11 protein-coding genes and 1 tRNA gene are annotated in these 17,098 nt (G+C 64.5%); 6 read left to right on the top strand and 6 right to left on the bottom strand.

The genetic code is table 11. The features are described from left to right. Nucleotides 1-5: 5 nt before the first annotated feature. Both FR728_RS07805 and FR728_RS07800 read right to left on the bottom strand, forming a co-directional pair. Nucleotides 6-1,349 carry a M23 family metallopeptidase gene (locus tag FR728_RS07805; protein WP_149891996.1) on the bottom strand — a complete coding sequence of 448 codons (1,344 nt, stop codon included), beginning with the start codon at nucleotides 1,347-1,349 and terminating at the stop codon, nucleotides 6-8. A gap of 245 nt (nucleotides 1,350-1,594) precedes the next feature. Continuing rightward, a complete protein-coding gene (locus FR728_RS07800) occupies nucleotides 1,595-2,068 on the bottom strand; it encodes a peroxiredoxin (protein WP_149891995.1) in 474 nt (157 codons plus the stop codon). Between the two features lie 191 nt (nucleotides 2,069-2,259). On the opposite strand from FR728_RS07800, the gene FR728_RS07795 reads away from it, so the two are divergent. Next, a complete protein-coding gene (locus FR728_RS07795; protein ID WP_149891994.1) occupies nucleotides 2,260-5,937 on the top strand; it encodes an AsmA-like C-terminal domain-containing protein in 3,678 nt (1,225 codons plus the stop codon). A gap of 386 nt (nucleotides 5,938-6,323) precedes the next feature. Here the strand turns inward: FR728_RS07795 and FR728_RS07790 are convergent, their stop codons facing one another. Together FR728_RS07790 and tyrS are read right to left on the bottom strand one after the other, a co-directional pair. Continuing rightward, the gene (locus FR728_RS07790) at nucleotides 6,324-6,722 is read right to left on the bottom strand and encodes a hypothetical protein (protein WP_149891993.1); all 399 of its coding nucleotides are present in this window, start codon (nucleotides 6,720-6,722) and stop codon (nucleotides 6,324-6,326) included. 290 nt (nucleotides 6,723-7,012) lie between these two features. Further along, on the bottom strand, nucleotides 7,013-8,266 hold the full coding sequence (gene tyrS / locus FR728_RS07785; protein ID WP_149891992.1) for a tyrosine--tRNA ligase: 1,254 nt from the start codon (nucleotides 8,264-8,266) through the stop codon (nucleotides 7,013-7,015). Between the two features lie 176 nt (nucleotides 8,267-8,442). On the opposite strand from tyrS, the gene FR728_RS07780 reads away from it, so the two are divergent. Beyond that, entirely contained in the window at nucleotides 8,443-9,474 is a 1,032-nt protein-coding gene (locus FR728_RS07780) for a DmpA family aminopeptidase (RefSeq protein ID WP_244304427.1), read from the top strand. Between the two features lie 723 nt (nucleotides 9,475-10,197). Here FR728_RS07780 and glnA read toward each other — a convergent pair. Further along, complete coding sequence (gene glnA, locus FR728_RS07775; RefSeq protein WP_149891991.1) at nucleotides 10,198-11,607, bottom strand: type I glutamate--ammonia ligase; 1,410 nt, start codon at nucleotides 11,605-11,607, stop codon at nucleotides 10,198-10,200. 134 nt (nucleotides 11,608-11,741) lie between these two features. Continuing rightward, the gene (locus FR728_RS07770; RefSeq protein ID WP_149891990.1) at nucleotides 11,742-12,080 is read right to left on the bottom strand and encodes a P-II family nitrogen regulator; all 339 of its coding nucleotides are present in this window, start codon (nucleotides 12,078-12,080) and stop codon (nucleotides 11,742-11,744) included. Between the two features lie 449 nt (nucleotides 12,081-12,529). On the opposite strand from FR728_RS07770, the gene FR728_RS07765 reads away from it, so the two are divergent. The 4 genes from FR728_RS07765 to clpP all read left to right on the top strand — a co-directional run bounded on the left by FR728_RS07765 (nucleotide 12,530) and on the right by clpP (nucleotide 16,819). Beyond that, nucleotides 12,530-14,062, top strand: a complete 1,533-nt coding sequence (locus tag FR728_RS07765; RefSeq protein WP_244304425.1) for an NAD(P)H-hydrate dehydratase — start codon at nucleotides 12,530-12,532, stop codon at nucleotides 14,060-14,062. Nucleotides 14,063-14,175: 113 nt separating this feature from the next. Beyond that, nucleotides 14,176-14,260: transfer RNA gene (locus FR728_RS07760), tRNA-Leu, on the top strand. A gap of 355 nt (nucleotides 14,261-14,615) precedes the next feature. Beyond that, the gene (tig, locus tag FR728_RS07755) at nucleotides 14,616-15,968 is read left to right on the top strand and encodes a trigger factor (RefSeq protein WP_149891989.1); all 1,353 of its coding nucleotides are present in this window, start codon (nucleotides 14,616-14,618) and stop codon (nucleotides 15,966-15,968) included. 221 nt (nucleotides 15,969-16,189) lie between these two features. After that, the gene (gene clpP / locus FR728_RS07750; RefSeq protein ID WP_149891988.1) at nucleotides 16,190-16,819 is read left to right on the top strand and encodes an ATP-dependent Clp endopeptidase proteolytic subunit ClpP; all 630 of its coding nucleotides are present in this window, start codon (nucleotides 16,190-16,192) and stop codon (nucleotides 16,817-16,819) included. Nucleotides 16,820-17,098: the final 279 nt, after the last annotated feature.

Genomic DNA, 17,098 nt, shown 5'->3' with positions numbered 1-17,098 from the left:
GCTGCTCAGAGGTAGCGGGAGACCGTCTTGCCCGCATTGAGATAGGGCTTGGGGTCGAGTGCCTCGTTCTGGAGGCGCACCTCATAATGAAGATGCGGACCGGTGGAGCGTCCGGTGCTGCCGACCTGACCGATGATGTCGCCCGGGGCAACGCTTTCACCTTCGCGCACGAAGATACGGCTCAGGTGAGCATAGCGGGTGACGAGCCCACCCGGATGGCGGATCTCCACCATGTTGCCATAGCCGCCGTTGCGGCCGGCGCTCAGAACGGTGCCCCGGCCCGTGGCGTGAACGTCCTGGCCCTGGGGCGCCATGAAGTCGATGCCCGTGTGCATGGCGATGGTGCCGAGGAACGGATCCATGCGCGGGCCGAAGGTGCTGGAGACGGGTGTGCCCCGGGTGGGGGGCGCCACGGGAAGGTCGCGGATGGCCTGCTTGAGGCCATCGAGATCATTCAGCGCCGTTTCCGCCGTCAGGGCGCTTGAGGCAAAACCAGGTCCGAGCAAGGGCTCGTAGGGGCCGCCGACGGCGAGATCCGGCGAGGACAGGGCAGGCGTTGAGGGGCGCAGATCGGCGAGGCGCAGGCCGAGTGGGCGGAGGGCGCCGGTCAGGGTGTCGATCTGGCTGCGGGCGGCCAGGGTGATCGCCTGAAGGGCGGCGGCACTCTCCGCATCCATGGCGCTCAGGTCCGAGCGCAGCTGGGCAAGCGCCTGCTTTTCCTGCGCATTGAGCTGGGCTTGCGGGCCAACCGGTGCGGCCGGAGCTCCGGTCGCGGCGGGGGCGACCTGTTCGGGCGTGATGCCTGAGGACCCACGCAGGCCGAGGGCTGCAAAGGGATCGTCGAGGGGCTGGGATTCGCCGCCGATGGCCAGAAGATGATCGGGGCCGGCGGCCAGTTCGTCCACCAGATCCGGCTTGCGCTCGGGCAGCGGCGTGGTGAGGGCCAAAGGTAGGCCCGAGCGTTCGGCCCGGGCTACCAGATCGGAAACGAGGGAATGGCGGGCCTGCAGGCTTTGCTGGCGCTGCAGGAGCATGTCCATCTGCTCTTCGAGATTGGCCTGGGTCAGGGCCTGACGGCTCATCAGCCGGTCGATCTCCGTGCGCAGAGACTGGATGCGCGCCTCATAGCTGCGCGAAAGCTGTTCGCGCTCCTGGCTGGCGGCTGCCAGGGTCTCGTCGCGGCTGGAGGACCAGGTGGCGTAGCCGGCGAACGAGGTGAGGGTCAGGATTGCAGCGCCCGACAAGGCCAGGGCGATCCGCAGCGCGAGAGCTCGACGGGGAGCCGGAGAGGGGCGACGCGCAGCCGGGCTTTCGGCGCTGGCGGCAGATCTCTGTGGGGCACGGTACATCGTCTTGGATCACTCGGCATGGACGTCTGTCTTGTGCCAAGTAGACCCGATCAAGGTTAACAAAATCTCACGCGATGGCGGATTTCTGCGGTTTCATTGGGCTATTTGCCTGTCCGATGAACCTCTTAGATGGTTACCACGGGGAAGGTTTCAGGTCCGTCCTGCCTTTCGTGTGCCGCGCGCAGGCTCTGCGCGCGGACGGAATCAGAGGATGAGCCTGAGACGGCTTTCGACCCCGTGTCTGATCAGCGCGGCAGATCGCGCGCGGCGGCGAGAACCTCTTCCGCGTGGCCTGCCACCTTCACCTTGCGCCAGATGCGGGCAATGTTGCCGCTGCCGTCCACAAGAAAGGTCGAGCGTTCCACGCCCATGTAAGTCTTGCCATACATGGATTTTTCCACCCAGACGCCGAAGGCTTCGCTGGCGGCATTGTCCGGATCGGCGGCCAGGGTCAGGCGCAGGCCATGCTTGGCGATGAACTTGTCGTGCTTTGCCGCGTTGTCCGGAGAAATGCCGATGATCCGGACGCCGAGGCTCTCGAACTCGCCGGCCAGATCGGTGAAGGCAATGGCCTCCTTGGTGCAGCCGGGGGTGTCATCCTTGGGGTAGAAATAGATGACGGCGGGTGTGCCTGCGAGGTCAGCGGTGGCAATGCGTCCACCGCCATCGGTTTCAAGATTGAACGGGGGGAGCGGGCTGCCTTCTGCGAGGGCGGTCATCTTGCCTTCCTTCTGTCACACTGAGAGGGTCATAAGACTGGACTATCTGCGCCGGGCAGCGGGTTTTTCAAGCCCTTGCCGGAATGTGCGGCTAATATTTCACCGGTTGGGCGAATCGACCGGATCGCGGGTCTTGCAGACCCGTCTCCGGGCCTTTCTCTGGCTGGCTGCTCGGGCGGACAACGGACTGTATGGATCAACTACCGCAAGACGATAGCGGCAACGGGCGAGCCCTCCAGGAGGGCGAAGGCCCGGACCGGCGTGAGGCGCGTGCCCCCGATGTGGGCGCGACTGATCCCTTGCGCGCGGATGAGCCTACCCAGCCCTCAGCAGCCGAGCCTGCGTCGTCCGGCGATCCCGTTTCCGCTGAAGCGGCCGAGCTGTCTCCAGAACCTCAGTCCACCGTGGCTGAGGAGCCGAAGCCGGATGCGCTGTCGGAAGGGACCGGTGGCGCTGGCGTGGGGGAGACAGGCGAAGCCCTCGCTTCTGAGACAGCCCTCCCCAAGGTGTCCGCGGACACAGCCGAGCCCGGCGATGCCGCAGCTCACGCTGAGGAACCTGAGCCGGCCAGGCCGAGCCTGTTGGGCCGGCTGGTGCGGATCGTGCTGTTTCTCGTGCTCTTCGTTCTCTGCCTCGTGGCGGGAGCCATTGGCTGGCTCTATCTGTCCGGCCCGGTTCACGTGCCCTTCGTCGCCCAGTGGCTGGCGGGGCAAGCCAGTGTCGGCCCGGCGCGGCTGACTATCGGCGATGCCTCCTTCGACATTTCCTCAAGCTCCGGCATCCAGGTCGTCCTGCACGAGGCGCATTTGCGCGTCGAGGGCGAGGTTCCGGTGGAGGTGACCCTGCCGCGCCTCGAGGCACCCATCGAGCCGCGGGCGCTGCTCTCGGGCAAGCTGCATTTCGCCTCGCTGGATCTGGTCCGGCCGCGTGTCGTCCTTGGGGTGCCCCAGGCCCAGAACAAGGACCTGCCGCCGATGGCCGGGCTGATGGAGGCGATCAACCGGGTTGCCGATGTCATCGACCTGCAGTTCTCCCGGCGCAATCTGGCGCTTGTGCGCATCAGCGATGGCTCCCTGCGCATGACGGGCGCGCTGGCCCGCCGGTTCCAGGGGATCAATGCCACGCTCACCCGCGATATCTCCGGGCGGCTCACCGGACAGGCACGCATTGCCGGGCGTTTCGGCCCCTGGGAAATGCGCTTCGACCGGCTTCCCGGACTTGAGGCGGGGCCGGACACACCTGCGATCGGCAGCCAGTTCGGGGTCAAGTTCCGCGACATCACCATCGGCGATCTGCTCGACAGCCGGAAGACCCTGCAACAGGGCAAGGGCCTCGGCCTGCCCATGTCGGCGGAGTTCCTGGCCCAGTTCGACGGACAGGGCGCCTTTGACAAGGCGGGTGCCGTGGGTCGGGTCACCAAGGGCTGGTTCCGCCTTGGCCGCACCTCGGTGCGTTTCGACGACGCGGCGGTGGAACTCGCCTGGCGGCGGGATGCGCCGGTGGTGGAGATCCGCCGCTCCCATGTGATCCAGGGCAACAGCCGGATCTTCTGGAACGGCGAGATCCGCCCGCCCGAGGACGGGGCGAGCGAATGGGTCCTGCGCATCGTCTCCGACTATCCGCAATTCGGCTCCTCCGACATTCCCGACGAGCCGGTGATGCTGGATCAGGTGCTGATCGACGGTCGTGTTGACACGGACAGCCGGACGGTTTTCATCGACAATGCACGGATCACCGCCGGCCCCGCTCAGCTTCAGGGCTCCGCGAGCCTCGACCTGCTGGAGGATGGCCCCTATCTGGTCGTGGTGATGGAAGGGGAAAAGCTGCCCGTCGGCCTGGTGAAGCAGGTCTGGCCCATCACGCTGGTTCCGCCCGCACGGCAGTGGATGATCGAGCGCCTCACAGGCGGTCTCGTGGATCATGTGGCCTATTCGGCGGCGGTGCGCCCGCCGGCCTTCAATGCGGCCGACCCGGATCCGGGCTGGTCGGGAAATGACCTGCGCGTCGACATGGCGTTTTCCGGCGCAAGCCTGCTGCCGGTGGGCGAGGTCGGTGAGATCCGGGATCTGACCGGCACGCTGACCGTTGCCGACGAAACCCTGACCGTGGACGCCAGGGGCGGCACGATGGCGGACCCGTCCGGTGGCACAGGTGTGGTGCAGGTGCCGGAAGGCATGTTCCGCATTCTCAATCTGCCCCTGCGCTCGGGCAAGATCGCCGAGCTCGACGTGAAACTGGCGGGTGACGCCGGGCCCGTGAGCGAGGTGTTCAATGCCAAGCCCTTCGAGATCCTGAAGAAGGCCAAGCTCTCCTCGCAAGGGGTGACAGGCACGGGCACCGTCAGTCTCTCCGCGCGGTTCCCGCTCGAGGGCAAGGTGGAGCTGCAGGACGTGGAGTGGCGCGCCACCGCCGAGGCCAAGGGCTTCACCTCTCCCAACGAGATTCAGGGCCACACGATTGCCAAGGGCGATATCCGCCTCGACGCGGACCCGTCCCGGGTCGCGATCACCGGCCAGGGACTTCTGGACGGCCTGCCGGCCGACATCGATCTGGTCATGCCGCTGGACGGATCCGACGTGGAGGCCCGTCAGGGGGTGGCGGTGACCGCCAATGCCAAGCAGTTGAAGGAGCGGGGCATCGACCTCACCCAGTTCGTGGAAGGGCCGATGGAGCTCAATCTCCAGGACCTGGGCGAAGGGGGCAAGCGTTTCGACGTGGACCTGACCCCGGCACGGGTCAAGCTCACCCCGCTCGGCTGGAGCAAGGGCAAGGGGATCCAGGCCTCGGCCTCCTTCCTGCTCAAGGAGGCCGGTGACGAGATCCGCATCGGCGACTTCCGCCTGAAGTCCGAAGGGGTGGATGTGACCGGCGATATCCGGCTCTCGTCGAAGGGGGAGCTGCTGGAGGCGAATTTCTCCCGCTTCCACCTGCGCTCGGGCGACGCGGTCGCCCTGCAGATCCGCGCCGACGGATCGAAGCGCTATGCGGTGACCCTCAATGGCAAGACCTTCGACGCGCGCGGTGTGCTGACCCAGATTCTGCGCGGCGGGGAAGGCGGAGAGCCCAAGTCCAAACAGCCGTTTGATGTGCTGACCCTCGACGTCTCGCTCGATCAGGTGATCGGCTTCGACGGCAAGCTCAGCGCCTTTTCAGCCGAAGTGGAGATGCGCGACGAAAAGGTGCGCTATGCGGATCTGGCCGGGCAGGTCAATGGGTCTTCGCCCTTCCGGCTGGTGATCAATGCGTCGGAGAGTGGCGGCGGACGTCAGGCGACAGGCGAATTTTCCGACGTGGGCGGGCTCCTGCGCTTCCTCGACCTTTACGAGCGCATGCGTGGCGGGCAGGGACGGCTTGCGGTGAAGATGCCCGACGATCAGGACTGGAAGGGAACCTTCCGGGTGCGCAACCTGTCGATCACCGATGACCCGGCGCTGAAGACGCTTGGCGCGCGGGGCTCCGTGCCAGGTCAGCCGGCACGCTCCGGCGAACTGGTGCCGCCGGAAACGGCCACCACCGGGGCTGCGGCCTTCGATCAGCTGGAACTGGTCTTCGTGCGCTCAGGCAATCTCCTTTCGGTCACCCGCGGAGCGCTGCAAGGGGCGGTTTTCGGCGGCACCGTGTCCGGTGATGTGGATCTGGATGCCAAGACCCTCAACCTGACAGGCACCTTCGTGCCGATCTATGCGCTCAACAACATCTTCTCCAAGATCCCGATCCTCGGCTTCGCCCTGGGCGGCAGCAGCAAGGAAGGCCTGATCGGTGTCACCTACCGGGTCACAGGCGCGCTTGCCGAACCGGTGCTCACCGTCAACCCCATGTCGGCCATCGCGCCGGGCATCTTCCGCAAGATGTTCGAGTTCCAGCAATAGGTCGTGGATCTTTCGAAGACCGGATGCCCGGGACGCGCCCGGGCAGAAGGGCGGGGGAGTGGCTGGAGCAGGAGGAAGCGCAGGGCAGAAAGCACGGCAGGGCGGCTGCGCGAGGGGCTGTCAGCGCAGGCTGAACTTCCCCGCTTTCCACCGTCATCCTCGGCCCTGTGCCGAGGATCCAGCCTTCGGCCTGGAGGACTGGATGCTCCGGACATGCCCGAGCATGACGGAGGAAAGGGGTGAGTATTGGCCGCAGATGGTCCCGCTCTCGCAGATGCTCTTCCGCGCCCGCTGCGGCATGCGCCCTGCCGCCGTGGCTCCCACGCTCCCACCCCACCGCGCGTTAGGCCATGGCTCGACCATGGCACCCATCTTGCGCCCGAGGCTCAGTAGCAGACGAGATTGTTCTCGAAATCGTCGCTGAGCGTCGCTTCGACCTCCATGGGGTTTTCATCGGGCTGGCGGCAGTAGCCGGCCGCATCATCCGACGGGGTGTAGTAGCAGCCGGGCATCGGCTTGTCCTGGACGGTCTTCAGCTGAATGGTGACGGTGCCGATGCTCTTGTTATCCTTGTCCAGGACGGTGATCGTCGTGGGCTCACGGCGCAGTCCGCCACCGTCGAAATAGATGAAGGGCTCGGCGGTCGTCGGCGTCAGGGCGAGTGCTTCATCGCATTCGGGCACCTCGTCGGCCCGGGCTGCTGCGAGGCCGAGAGCCATGAGCCCTGCAAGCGCGCCAAGGCCGACCCGGGTCAGGCCGAAGGCATGAAAGTTGATGGATGGCATGGCGGATCGTCTCCTGTGTTGGGATCAGCAAGACAGGGACGCGGACGGTCGGCGATGGTGACGAGAAAAAGTCTCGCATCATTATCGTCTGACCCGTGCCGAGGATCCAGCCCTTGGCTTCGGGGACTGGATGCTCGGGACAAGCCCGAGCATGACGGAGAGTGGAGTGGCAGGAACCGGAGAGGAAGTGGCTGGGGGACACGCGGCAGCCCTGTCCGGGCCTCGCACCCAGACGAAAAAGGCCGGGCGTGGGCCCGGCCTTTCGATGGATCCGTGACAAATGTTCCGGATCAGACCGGCTTCACCAGCACGTGCTTCTTCTTGCCCAGAGACAGCTTGATCACGCCGTCGGCGGTCACGTCGGCAAGGGTGAGGGTGCGATTGGGGTCCTGCTCGCCCGCATCGTTGATCTTCACCGCGCCGCCCTTCATGTTGCGCCGGACGTCGCCGTTGGAGGCGCAGAGCCCGGCGGTGACATAGACGTTGAGCACGCCAAGGCCCGCTTCCAGCTCGGCGGTGGGGATCTCGATGGTCGGCAGGCCTTCCGCGCTCTCGCCTTCCTCAAACGCCTTGCGGGCGGTCTCGGCGGCGGCTTCCGCCTTCTCGCGGCCATGGATCATGGCGGTGGCCTCGGTCGCCAGAACCTTCTTGGCCTCGTTGATGCCCGCACCTTCGAGGGCGGCCAGACGGCGGATCTCGTCCAGCGGCAGCACGGTGAAGAGCTTCAGGAACTTCTCCACGTCCGCGTCTTCGGTGTTGCGCCAATACTGCCAGTAGTCATAGGCCGAGAGCTGCTCCTCGTTGAGCCAGACGGCGCCGGCCGCGGTCTTGCCCATCTTGGCGCCGGAGGCGGTGGTCAGCAGGGGCGCGGTCAGCGCGAAGGCTTCCACGCTTTCCTTGCGGCGGATGAGGTCCACGCCGGAGAGGATGTTCGACCACTGGTCGGAGCCGCCCATCTGCAGGCGGCAGCCGGTCTGCTGGTAGATCTCCAGGAAGTCATAGCCCTGAAGCAGCATGTAGTTGAACTCCAGGAAGGAGAGGTGCTGCTCGCGCTCGAGCCGCAGCTTGACCGAATCCCGCTGGATCATCTGGTTGACCGAGAAGTGGCGGCCGATGTCGCGCAGGAAGTCGAGGTAGTTGAGCTTGAGCAGCCAGTCCGCGTTGTCCAGCATCACCGCGTCGGTGGGGCCGTCGCCGAAGGTGAGCAGCTTCTCGAAGATCTTCTTGATGCCGGCCTTGTTCTCCTCGATCGTCTCGTCGGAGAGCACCTTGCGGCTTTCGTCCTTGCCGGTCGGGTCGCCGACGCGGGTGGTGCCCGAGCCCATCAGCGCGATCGGCTTGTGGCCGGTCTGCTGGAACCAGTAGAGCATCATGATGGTGACGAGGGAGCCCGCGTGGAGGCTGGGGGCGGTGCAATCGAAGCCGATGTAGGCGGTGACGGTTTCCTTCGTCAGGAGCTCGTCGAGGCCCTTGGCGTCGGAGAGCTGATGGATGAAGCCGCGTTCTTCCAGAACCTTCAGAAACTCGGACGTGTACTCGCTCATGGTCTTCCCGTTGTCGGTGCCGGAAGATTGGCAGCATCTTCCGCGAAAAATCAGTCGCCTCCGCTATATCGGAAGTTTTTCGAAATTTCACGGGGGCAAGGCAAAAAACCGGCTTCGTCCGCAGGCTTTGCCGGTCTAGCAAGGATATCCCGCCGCACCGACCGGAGTTGCCCGCCATGACTGCCCCTTCAGACCGCACCGCCCGCGCCTTCGGGCTGATCTGTGGCGACATGATGCCGGGGCCGCGCAACACGCTCACCGACGTTCCGGGGGTGCGCGTCGGTCATCAGTCCTTGCAGACCAAAACGCTCAACACGGGCGTCACCGCGATCCTGCCTGCCGGCGGAAACCTCTTCCGGGAGAAGGTTCCGGCGGCCGTGGAGGTGATCAACGGCTTTGGCAAGAGCGCCGGCCTGATGCAGGTGGAGGAGCTGGGCACGCTGGAAACGCCGATCCTGCTCACCAACACCTTCGGCGTTGGCACGGGCATCAATGCGCTGATCCGCCGCGCCACCGGCACGGTGAACCCGGTGGTGATGGAATGTAATGACGGCTATTTGAGCGACATTCAGGGACTGGCCTTGAGCGAAGCGGATGCGCTGGCGGCGCTGGAGGCGGCGGACACGGATTTCGCCCAGGGCAATGTGGGGGCGGGCACGGGCATGAGCGCCTTCGGCTTCAAGGGCGGCATCGGCTCGGCCTCACGGGTGTTCGGGCTGGACGAGCGGAGCTTCACGCTGGGCGCTCTGGTGCTGGCGAATTTCGGCCGGCCCGGCGATCTGATGCTTCCGGACGGGCGCAAGCCGCATCCGGGTGACCTGAAGGCGCCCGATGATGGTGTGCCGCAAGAGCGCGGCTCGGTCATCGTCGTGCTGGGCACGGACGTGCCGCTGGAGAGCCGCCAGCTCAAGCGGGTGGCGCGGCGGGCGGGCGCCGGGATTGCCCGGCTCGGCGCCTATTACGGCAATGGTAGCGGCGATATCGCGCTCGCTTTCTCCACGGCGCAGCGTGTTCCTCATGATGTGGCGGCCGATTTTCTCGCGCGCGACGTGCTCGCTGAAAGCCGGATCGACGAGCTCTTCAAGGCCGCCGCCGAGACCACCCAGGAAGCGGTCCTGAACGCGATGATCGCGGCGGACCCAATGAGGGGGTTCAAGGGGCATAGAAGGCGTAGTTTGAGGGAGTGGCTGGAGAGCCGCGCTGGTTGAGCCGCGCACCTGATGCCCCTTCGACACCCTCGCGGCGGTCACCCTCGGCCCTATGCCGAGGATCCAGCCTTGGGTGTCGAAGACTGGGTGCTCGGGACGGGCCCGAGCATGACGGAGAGGGGAGTGGCCGGAGCCAGAGAGTGAGTGGCAGGAGCAGGAGCAGAAAGCGCGTCAGGGCGCAGAGGCGAAGGGCTGTGAGCGCCGCGCTGGTTGACGCCGCCCGCGCAACGTCTGTCATCCTCGGCCCTGTGCCGTGGATCCAGCCTTGGGTGTCGAAGACTAGGTCCCGGCTCACGCCTGAGATGACGAAGCCAAATCGTCTGGTGCACTGTATTGCGGCACAAGAGGCGCAAGTTACCTCTCTCAAGGCTGGGAGAGGTCGGACTGAAAAGTCCGGGTGAGGGTTGAGGCCATCCTCCCCATATGCGCTGCGGCAAGACCGATGGTCTTGTCGGCCCTCACCCGACGCGTTGCGTCGACCTCTCCCGGTCCCGGGAGAGGTAAATGGCGCTTATGCCTTGCGCGAGAGCAATTGGGGTGAGCCACAAGCCGACCCTGGCGCCCCGTACCATCTTCAGCGCCGGGATCAGAGACGACTTCAAAATACAGAGTTGATGATGCTGAGCGAGCGGTCGGAATAGTGCCGCACTCTTTCCAGTCTTGTTGAATACGAAAAAGGCCGGGCGTGAGCCCGGCCTTGTCCGTCATCCGATCCGGGAAGGATCAGACAGAGTAGTACATGTCGAATTCGACCGGGTGCGGCGTCATTTCGTAACGCTCGACTTCTTCCATCTTCAGTTCGATGTAAGCGTCGATCTGGTCGTCGTCGAACACGCCACCGGCCTTCAGGAACTCGCGGTCCGCATCAACGGCTTCGAGAGCTTCGCGCAGGGTGCGGCAAACGGTCGGGATTTCGGCCAGTTCTTCAGCCGGCAGGTCGTACAGGTTCTTGTCCATGGCGTCGCCCGGATGGATCTTGTTCTTGATGCCATCGAGGCCAGCCATCAGCAGAGCGGAGAAGCAGAGGTACGGGTTCGCGGACGGATCCGGGAAGCGAACTTCGACGCGCTTTGCCTTCGGGTTGGACGAGAACGGAATACGGCAGGAAGCCGAACGGTTACGGGACGAGTAGGCCAGAAGAACCGGTGCTTCGTAGCCCGGGACCAGACGCTTGTAGGAGTTGGTCGACGGGTTGGTGAAGGCGTTCAGGGCCTTGGCGTGCTTCAGGATGCCGCCGATGAAGTACAGGCAGCTCTCGGAGAGGTCAGCGTACTGGTTGCCGGCAAAGGTCGGCTTGCCTTCGTTCCAGATGGACAGGTGGCAGTGCATGCCGGTGCCGTTGTCGCCATAGACCGGCTTCGGCATGAAGGTTGCGGTCTTGCCATAGGCATGGGCAACCTGGTGCACGACGTACTTGTAGACCTGCATGTTGTCGGCGCAACGGGTCAGGGTGTCGAACTTCATGCCCAGCTCGTGCTGAGCGGACGCCACTTCGTGGTGGTGCTTTTCGGTCGGCACGCCCATTTCGGCCATGATGGACAGCATTTCGGAGCGCAGGTCCTGGCAGCTGTCGATCGGCGGAACCGGGAAGTAACCGCCCTTGGTGCGGACGCGGTGACCCATGTTGCCGGTTTCGTATTCGCTGTCACCGTTGGTCGGCAGTTCGGTGCTGTCCAGCTCGAAGCCGGTCTTGTACGGATCTGCGGAGAAACGGACGTCGTCGAAGACGAAGAATTCGGCTTCCGGGCCAACGAAGATGGTGTCGCCGAAGCCGCCGGACTTCACGTAGGCTTCCGCCTTCTTGGCGGTCATGCGCGGGTCGCGGTTGTAGGCTTCGCCGGTGATCGGGTCGACGATGTCGCAGAAGATCGCCAGGGTGGTCTGAGCGAAGAACGGGTCGATGTGAGCGGATGCGGGATCCAGCACCATCATCATGTCGGACTCGTTGATGGCCTTCCAGCCAGCGATGGAGGAACCGTCGAAGGCAGTGCCTTCGGCGAACATGTCTTCATCGACCAGTGCGATGTCGAACGTGACATGCTGCATCTTGCCGCGCGGATCGGTAAAGCGCAGGTCAACGAACTTTACATCCTTGTCCTTGATGAGCTGAAGGACTTCAGAGGCGGTGGTCATACTGTCCATCCCTTTAGTTATGTTACTCAGTTGGGGTTCGTCCCGATCCGGTTCCCGGCGCTGTCAGGCAGGCGTGTTGCGGTCATCTCGGATCGAAAGGCTGGAAGGCCGCGAGGGCCTGGAAGGTGATGAGGTCAGATCGCGTCGACGCCGGTTTCGCCGGTCCGGATGCGGACTGCTTCCTCGATGTTGGAAACGAAAATCTTGCCGTCGCCGATGCGACCGGTCTGCGCGGCCGAGCGAATGGCTTCCACCGCCTGTTCCACGAGATTCTCGGTCAGGACGATCTCTACCTTAACCTTGGGCAGGAAGTCGACCACGTATTCGGCGCCGCGGTAGAGTTCGGTGTGTCCCTTCTGACGCCCGAAACCCTTCGCCTCCGTGACGGTGATGCCCTGGAGACCGACCTCCTGGAGAGCTTCCTTCACCTCGTCCAATTTGAAGGGCTTAATGATCGCTTCGATCTTTTTCATCACCTTCTGTCTCTCTCCGAGTTGTCTGGCCCGAGTTGTCGTTCGGCCCGGTTGTTCTTGTGGCCTGGGCGTGGTCCGCCAGCGGAGGGAACCTCCGTGTGCAGCTTCCCCTCCTTCTAGCACGTAGCGTGCCAATCGGAGGGAGGCTGCGAAGCGGCCAAGAAACAGGCAATTTCGTCGAAAACCAGAAGGCGCGATCTTTTGCGACGCGTCAAGTGTGATCAATTTATGTGCAAATGCTGCTTAATTGTGCATTTCCGAATGGGGTGATCCCCGCGGGATGCTGCGGTGCAAGGCATCAGGGCTGCTTTTTCTTGCGGCAGCGGGTGCGTGGCCGCCACTCTCTTGCGGGGCTCAGGAAAGCGAATCGCCGTCCCTGCAGCAGCCGGACAAGCGCCTGCTCGGCGACGGGGTAGACGGTGGGGCAGACAGCAAAAGGAATGGCCGTGATGAGGGAGCGGACAGGGGATGCGCGGGATGCCGCGCTGCTCACGCCTCGGGAAATGGCAGCCGCCGATCAGGCGACAATCCGCGCCGGAGTTCCCGGTGCCGCGCTGATGGAGCGGGCAGGGGCTGCTGTTGCACGCGCGGCGTCTGCGATGACCCGGCCGGGGCAGCGGATCGTCGTCCTCTGCGGTCCGGGCAACAATGGCGGTGACGGATTTGTCGCAGCCCGGCACCTGCGAAATCGTCAGAGATCTGTGGATGTCCTGCTTCTGGCAGAACCGGAGCGCCTGAAGGGGGATGCCCGCTGGGCCTTCAACGCTCTCTCTGGCGGATGGAGGCCGCTCTCCGGGGACGTGCTTGCGGAGTGTCTTGATGGCGCGCATCTGGTCATTGACGCGCTGTTCGGAGCGGGACTGGACCGGCCGCTTGCCGGAGTGGCGGCGGAGGCGGTGCGGGCGGTCGCTGTGTCCGGCGTGCCGGTGCTGAGCGTCGATCTGCCCTCCGGGGTGAATGGTGCGACCGGCGAGGTGCTGCGGGCGGAGGAGGGGCAGGGGCTGGCCTTTCGCGCCGCGGCCACGGTCACCTTCTTCCGGCGCAAGCCCGGCCTCGTGCTTTACCCCGGTCGCGGGCTCTGCGGGAAGGTCGAGGTGGCGCAGATCGGGATCGAGCCTTCCGTCCTCGATGAGATCGCGCCGCGCCAGTGGGTGAACGGGCCGGATATGTGGGGCGCGGCTTTCCCCCGCGTGCGGGACGATGGCCACAAATATGATCGCGGCCACGCGCTGGTGCTGTCCGGCGGGGCGGCGTCGTCGGGGGCGGCCCGGCTGTCGGCGCTCGGGGCCCTTCGCATCGGAGCGGGGCTGGTGACCCTTGGTGCGCCGCCTTCGGCCATGCTGGTCAATGCCGCGCATCTGACGGCGGTGATGCTGCGCTCCGTCGGGGATGCGGACGCTCTGACAGACCTTCTGGAGGACCGGCGGTTCACGTCGGTTCTCGCGGGGCCGGGATTCGGTCTGGGTCAGAGGCTTGACGCGGTGCTTGCCGTGCTGCTGTCCGCAGACCGGGCGCTGGTGCTCGATGCGGATGCGCTCACCGCCCTCGCGGTGGATCCGGAAGGAGCCTGTGCCCGCTTGCGCGAACGGGCGGCGCCGGTGGTCCTCACACCCCACGAGGGGGAGTTCGGCCGTCTGTTTCCGGATCTGAAAGAGCAGCCGAAGCTGGAACGGGCCCGGGCGGCCGCGCATCGGTGCGGGGCGATCGTCGTGCTCAAGGGCGCGGATACGGTCATTGCCCATCCGGATGGACGGCTCGTGATCAATGACAATGGCGCGCCCTGGCTGGCGACGGCCGGATCCGGAGACGTGCTGGCCGGGCTTGTCAGTGGCTTGCTGGCCCAGGGAATGCCCGCCTTCGAGGCGGCCTGCGCGGCCGTTTGGATCCACGGGCGGGCGGGGGTCCGCTTCGGGCCGGGGCTGATTGCGGAGGATCTTCCCGCTCAGGTGCCGGGGGTTCTGTCCGATCTGCTGCAGCGGTGAGCCCGGGTCCGGGTGCCGGTGGACAGGGCGGAATTTCCCTTTGACGGCGAAAGCGCGAGTGCTATAGAGGCCCCCGCCTTGGCGACGCGGTCTCTGACGGGATCTGCGTCCTTGCGGATGTGGCGAAACTGGTAGACGCACCAGATTTAGGTTCTGGCGCCGAGAGGCGTGGGGGTTCAAGTCCCTCCATCCGCACCAAGCCCTTTTTCCCTCTCGACTGACGGTTTCCTTTGCAGGGCGCGGTGTGTCCGTCGTGCCGCAGGCGCGCAAGCCGTGGGTCGGGCAGGGACTTTTCGTGCAGGGGGCATGCGCTGCATCCCCGGATTGGTGTGCGCAGAGGCCGCCTAACGGGCCATGTAACCCCTCCGACACTTGACACTCCTTAAGACACCCTTTATCGCGCTCCCATCGTGCGCCTTCCTTTAGGCATGGTGCGGCCTGCTAGATCGCCTCCCTCGGGCTTCCGAGGAGACGGGCGCCGGGCGGCATCGGACGAGTTTTTGAAAACAAGCATCCGGAACGGATCGTTCCAGACCGAGGACGAAGCAAACCCATGCAGGTAACCGAAACCCTCAACGAGGGCCTCAAGCGAGAGCTGAAAATCGAAATTCCGGCCGCTGACCTGGCCGCCAAGCTCGACACCTACCTGGACGACATGAAGTCCAAGGTGCGCATCAACGGCTTCCGTCCGGGCAAGGTTCCGGTCGCGCATCTGAAGAAGATGTACGGCCGTCAGGCCATGGCCGAGCTGCTGTCCAACGAAATCCAGGCCTCCACCCAGAAGGCCCTGGAAGACCGTTCCGAGCGCCCGGCCCTGACCCCGTCCATCGATCTGCCGGATGAAGAAGCCGAAAAGATCCTGGCCGGCGATGCCGACCTGTCCTTCAAGATGTCCTATGACGTCCTGCCGGACTTCGAGATCGTCGATTTCAAGGGCATCTCCATCGAGCGTCCGGTCGTCGAAGTGGCTGACGCCGAAGTCGACGAGCAGATCGCCGAGATCGCCAAGAACGCGACCCCGTTCGAAGCCAAGGACGGCGCTGCCGAAAACGGCGACCAGGTGACCATGTCCTACCTGGGCAAGCTGGACGGCGAACCCTTCGAGGGCGGTGCCGACGAGAACGGCAAGCTCGTGCTCGGCTCCGGCCGCTTCATCCCGGGCTTCGAAGAGCAGCTCGTGGGCCTGAAGGCCGGCGACACCAAGGTCATCGAAGTGACCTTCCCGGAAGATTATCCGGCCGCTCATCTGGCCGGCAAGGCCGTGACCTTCGACATCGAAGTCAAGGAAGTCGGCGCACCGGGTGAAGCCAAGCTCGACGACGAATTCGCCAAGAACCTGGGCCTTGAGTCCCTCGACAAGCTGAAGGAAATCATCCGCGGCCAGATCGAGAGCCAGTTCGGCGCGATGACCCGTCAGCGCGTGAAGCGTCAGCTTCTCGATGCCCTGGATGAGCACTACTCCTTCGAACTGCCGGAAGCCCTGCTGAACGGCGAGTTCGAGAACGTGTGGCGTCAGGTCGAAGAAGACATGAAGCGCAACGAGAAGTCCTTCGAGGACGAAGGCACCACCGAGGACGAAGCCAAGGCCGAATACCGCAAGATCGCGGAACGCCGCGTGCGCCTCGGCCTGGTCCTGTCCGAGATCGGCGAGAAGAACAACATCCAGGTCACTGACGAGGAAATGCAGCGCGCGCTCTATGACCGCGTGCGTCAGTTCCCGGGCCAGGAACAGCAGGTGTTCGAGTTCTACCGGAACAACCAGCAGGCTCTCGCGTCCCTGCGTGCCCCGATCTACGAAGAGAAGGTCGTCGACTTCATCCTCGAACTGGCCAAGGTCACCGACAAGTCCGTGACCAAGGAAGAGCTGGAGAAGCTCGTGGCCGAGGACGAGGACGAAAAGGCCTGATCGGCCTTTCGACCGAAATATCCACCGGATGCGGCATGGGGCTTAACTTTGCCTTCATGCCGCGTCTGGCAAGACTTTTCGAACAGGGCGACATCTCCTATGTATGGGATGTCGCTTTTTTCGAGTCAGGTCCCGGGTCGTTCAGACGTGTTGCCTTGACCTGTGTCTCGCCGGGCCTCTCTCAAGGGGTGCCCGGTCCTCTCAAGAATAATGGATGAGGTATGAAGGATCCTGTCGAACTCTACATGAACACACTCGTTCCGATGGTCGTCGAGCAGACGAACCGCGGCGAGCGGGCCTTCGACATCTATTCCCGTCTCCTGAAGGAGCGGATCATCTTCCTGACCGGTCCGGTCGAGGACCACATGGCGACCTTGATCTGCGCCCAGCTGCTGTTCCTGGAATCGGAAAACCCGACCAAGGAAATCGCGCTGTACATCAACTCGCCGGGTGGTCTGGTGACGTCGGGTCTGGCGATCTACGACACCATGCAGTTCATTCGCCCTGCCGTGTCCACCCTGTGCATCGGCCAGGCTGCCTCCATGGGCTCCCTGCTGCTGGCTGCCGGTGAAAAGGACCTGCGCTTCTCCCTGCCGAATGCCCGCGTGATGGTGCACCAGCCCTCCGGCGGCTTCCGCGGTCAGGCGGCCGATATCATGCTGCATGCTCAGGAAATCCTGAAGATGAAGCGCCGGCTCAATGAAATCTACGTGAAGCACACAGGTCAGAGCCTCGATGCGGTTGAAGAAGCGCTCGAGCGTGACAACTTCATGACGGCAGAGCGGGCGAAGGAATTCGGGATCATCGACAGCGTGATCACCGACCGCGCCAGCCTCTCCGAGCAGGCGTGAGCCTGTTCTGACGACAACTGCCGGTCCGGCTGATCCTCTGGTGAGGGTGCCCGGACCGGATCGACTGCCGGAGGGCAGGGGAGCCGGTCTCCCCTCCCGGATCGGGTTCCCGGGGCAGGCTCGGGAAAATGACCAGTGGGCACACGTCCCATTGCCGGCAAATGGACCGTAGTTTCTGCTTCCGCCTTAAACCTATATTGATTTTTAAGAGGGAAGCATGGTCCCATTGGGGCCGACGAGGCGATACAATCGGTCCGGATCGGAAACTTTCGAGCCTTC

Origin of the sequence: Roseibium aestuarii, from assembly GCF_008477545.1 — a bacterium.
Taxonomy (GTDB): Bacteria; Pseudomonadota; Alphaproteobacteria; order Rhizobiales; family Stappiaceae; genus Roseibium; species Roseibium aestuarii.
Note: the sequence above shows the minus strand (reverse complement) of the source record. Positions and strands in the feature narration are given on the sequence as shown.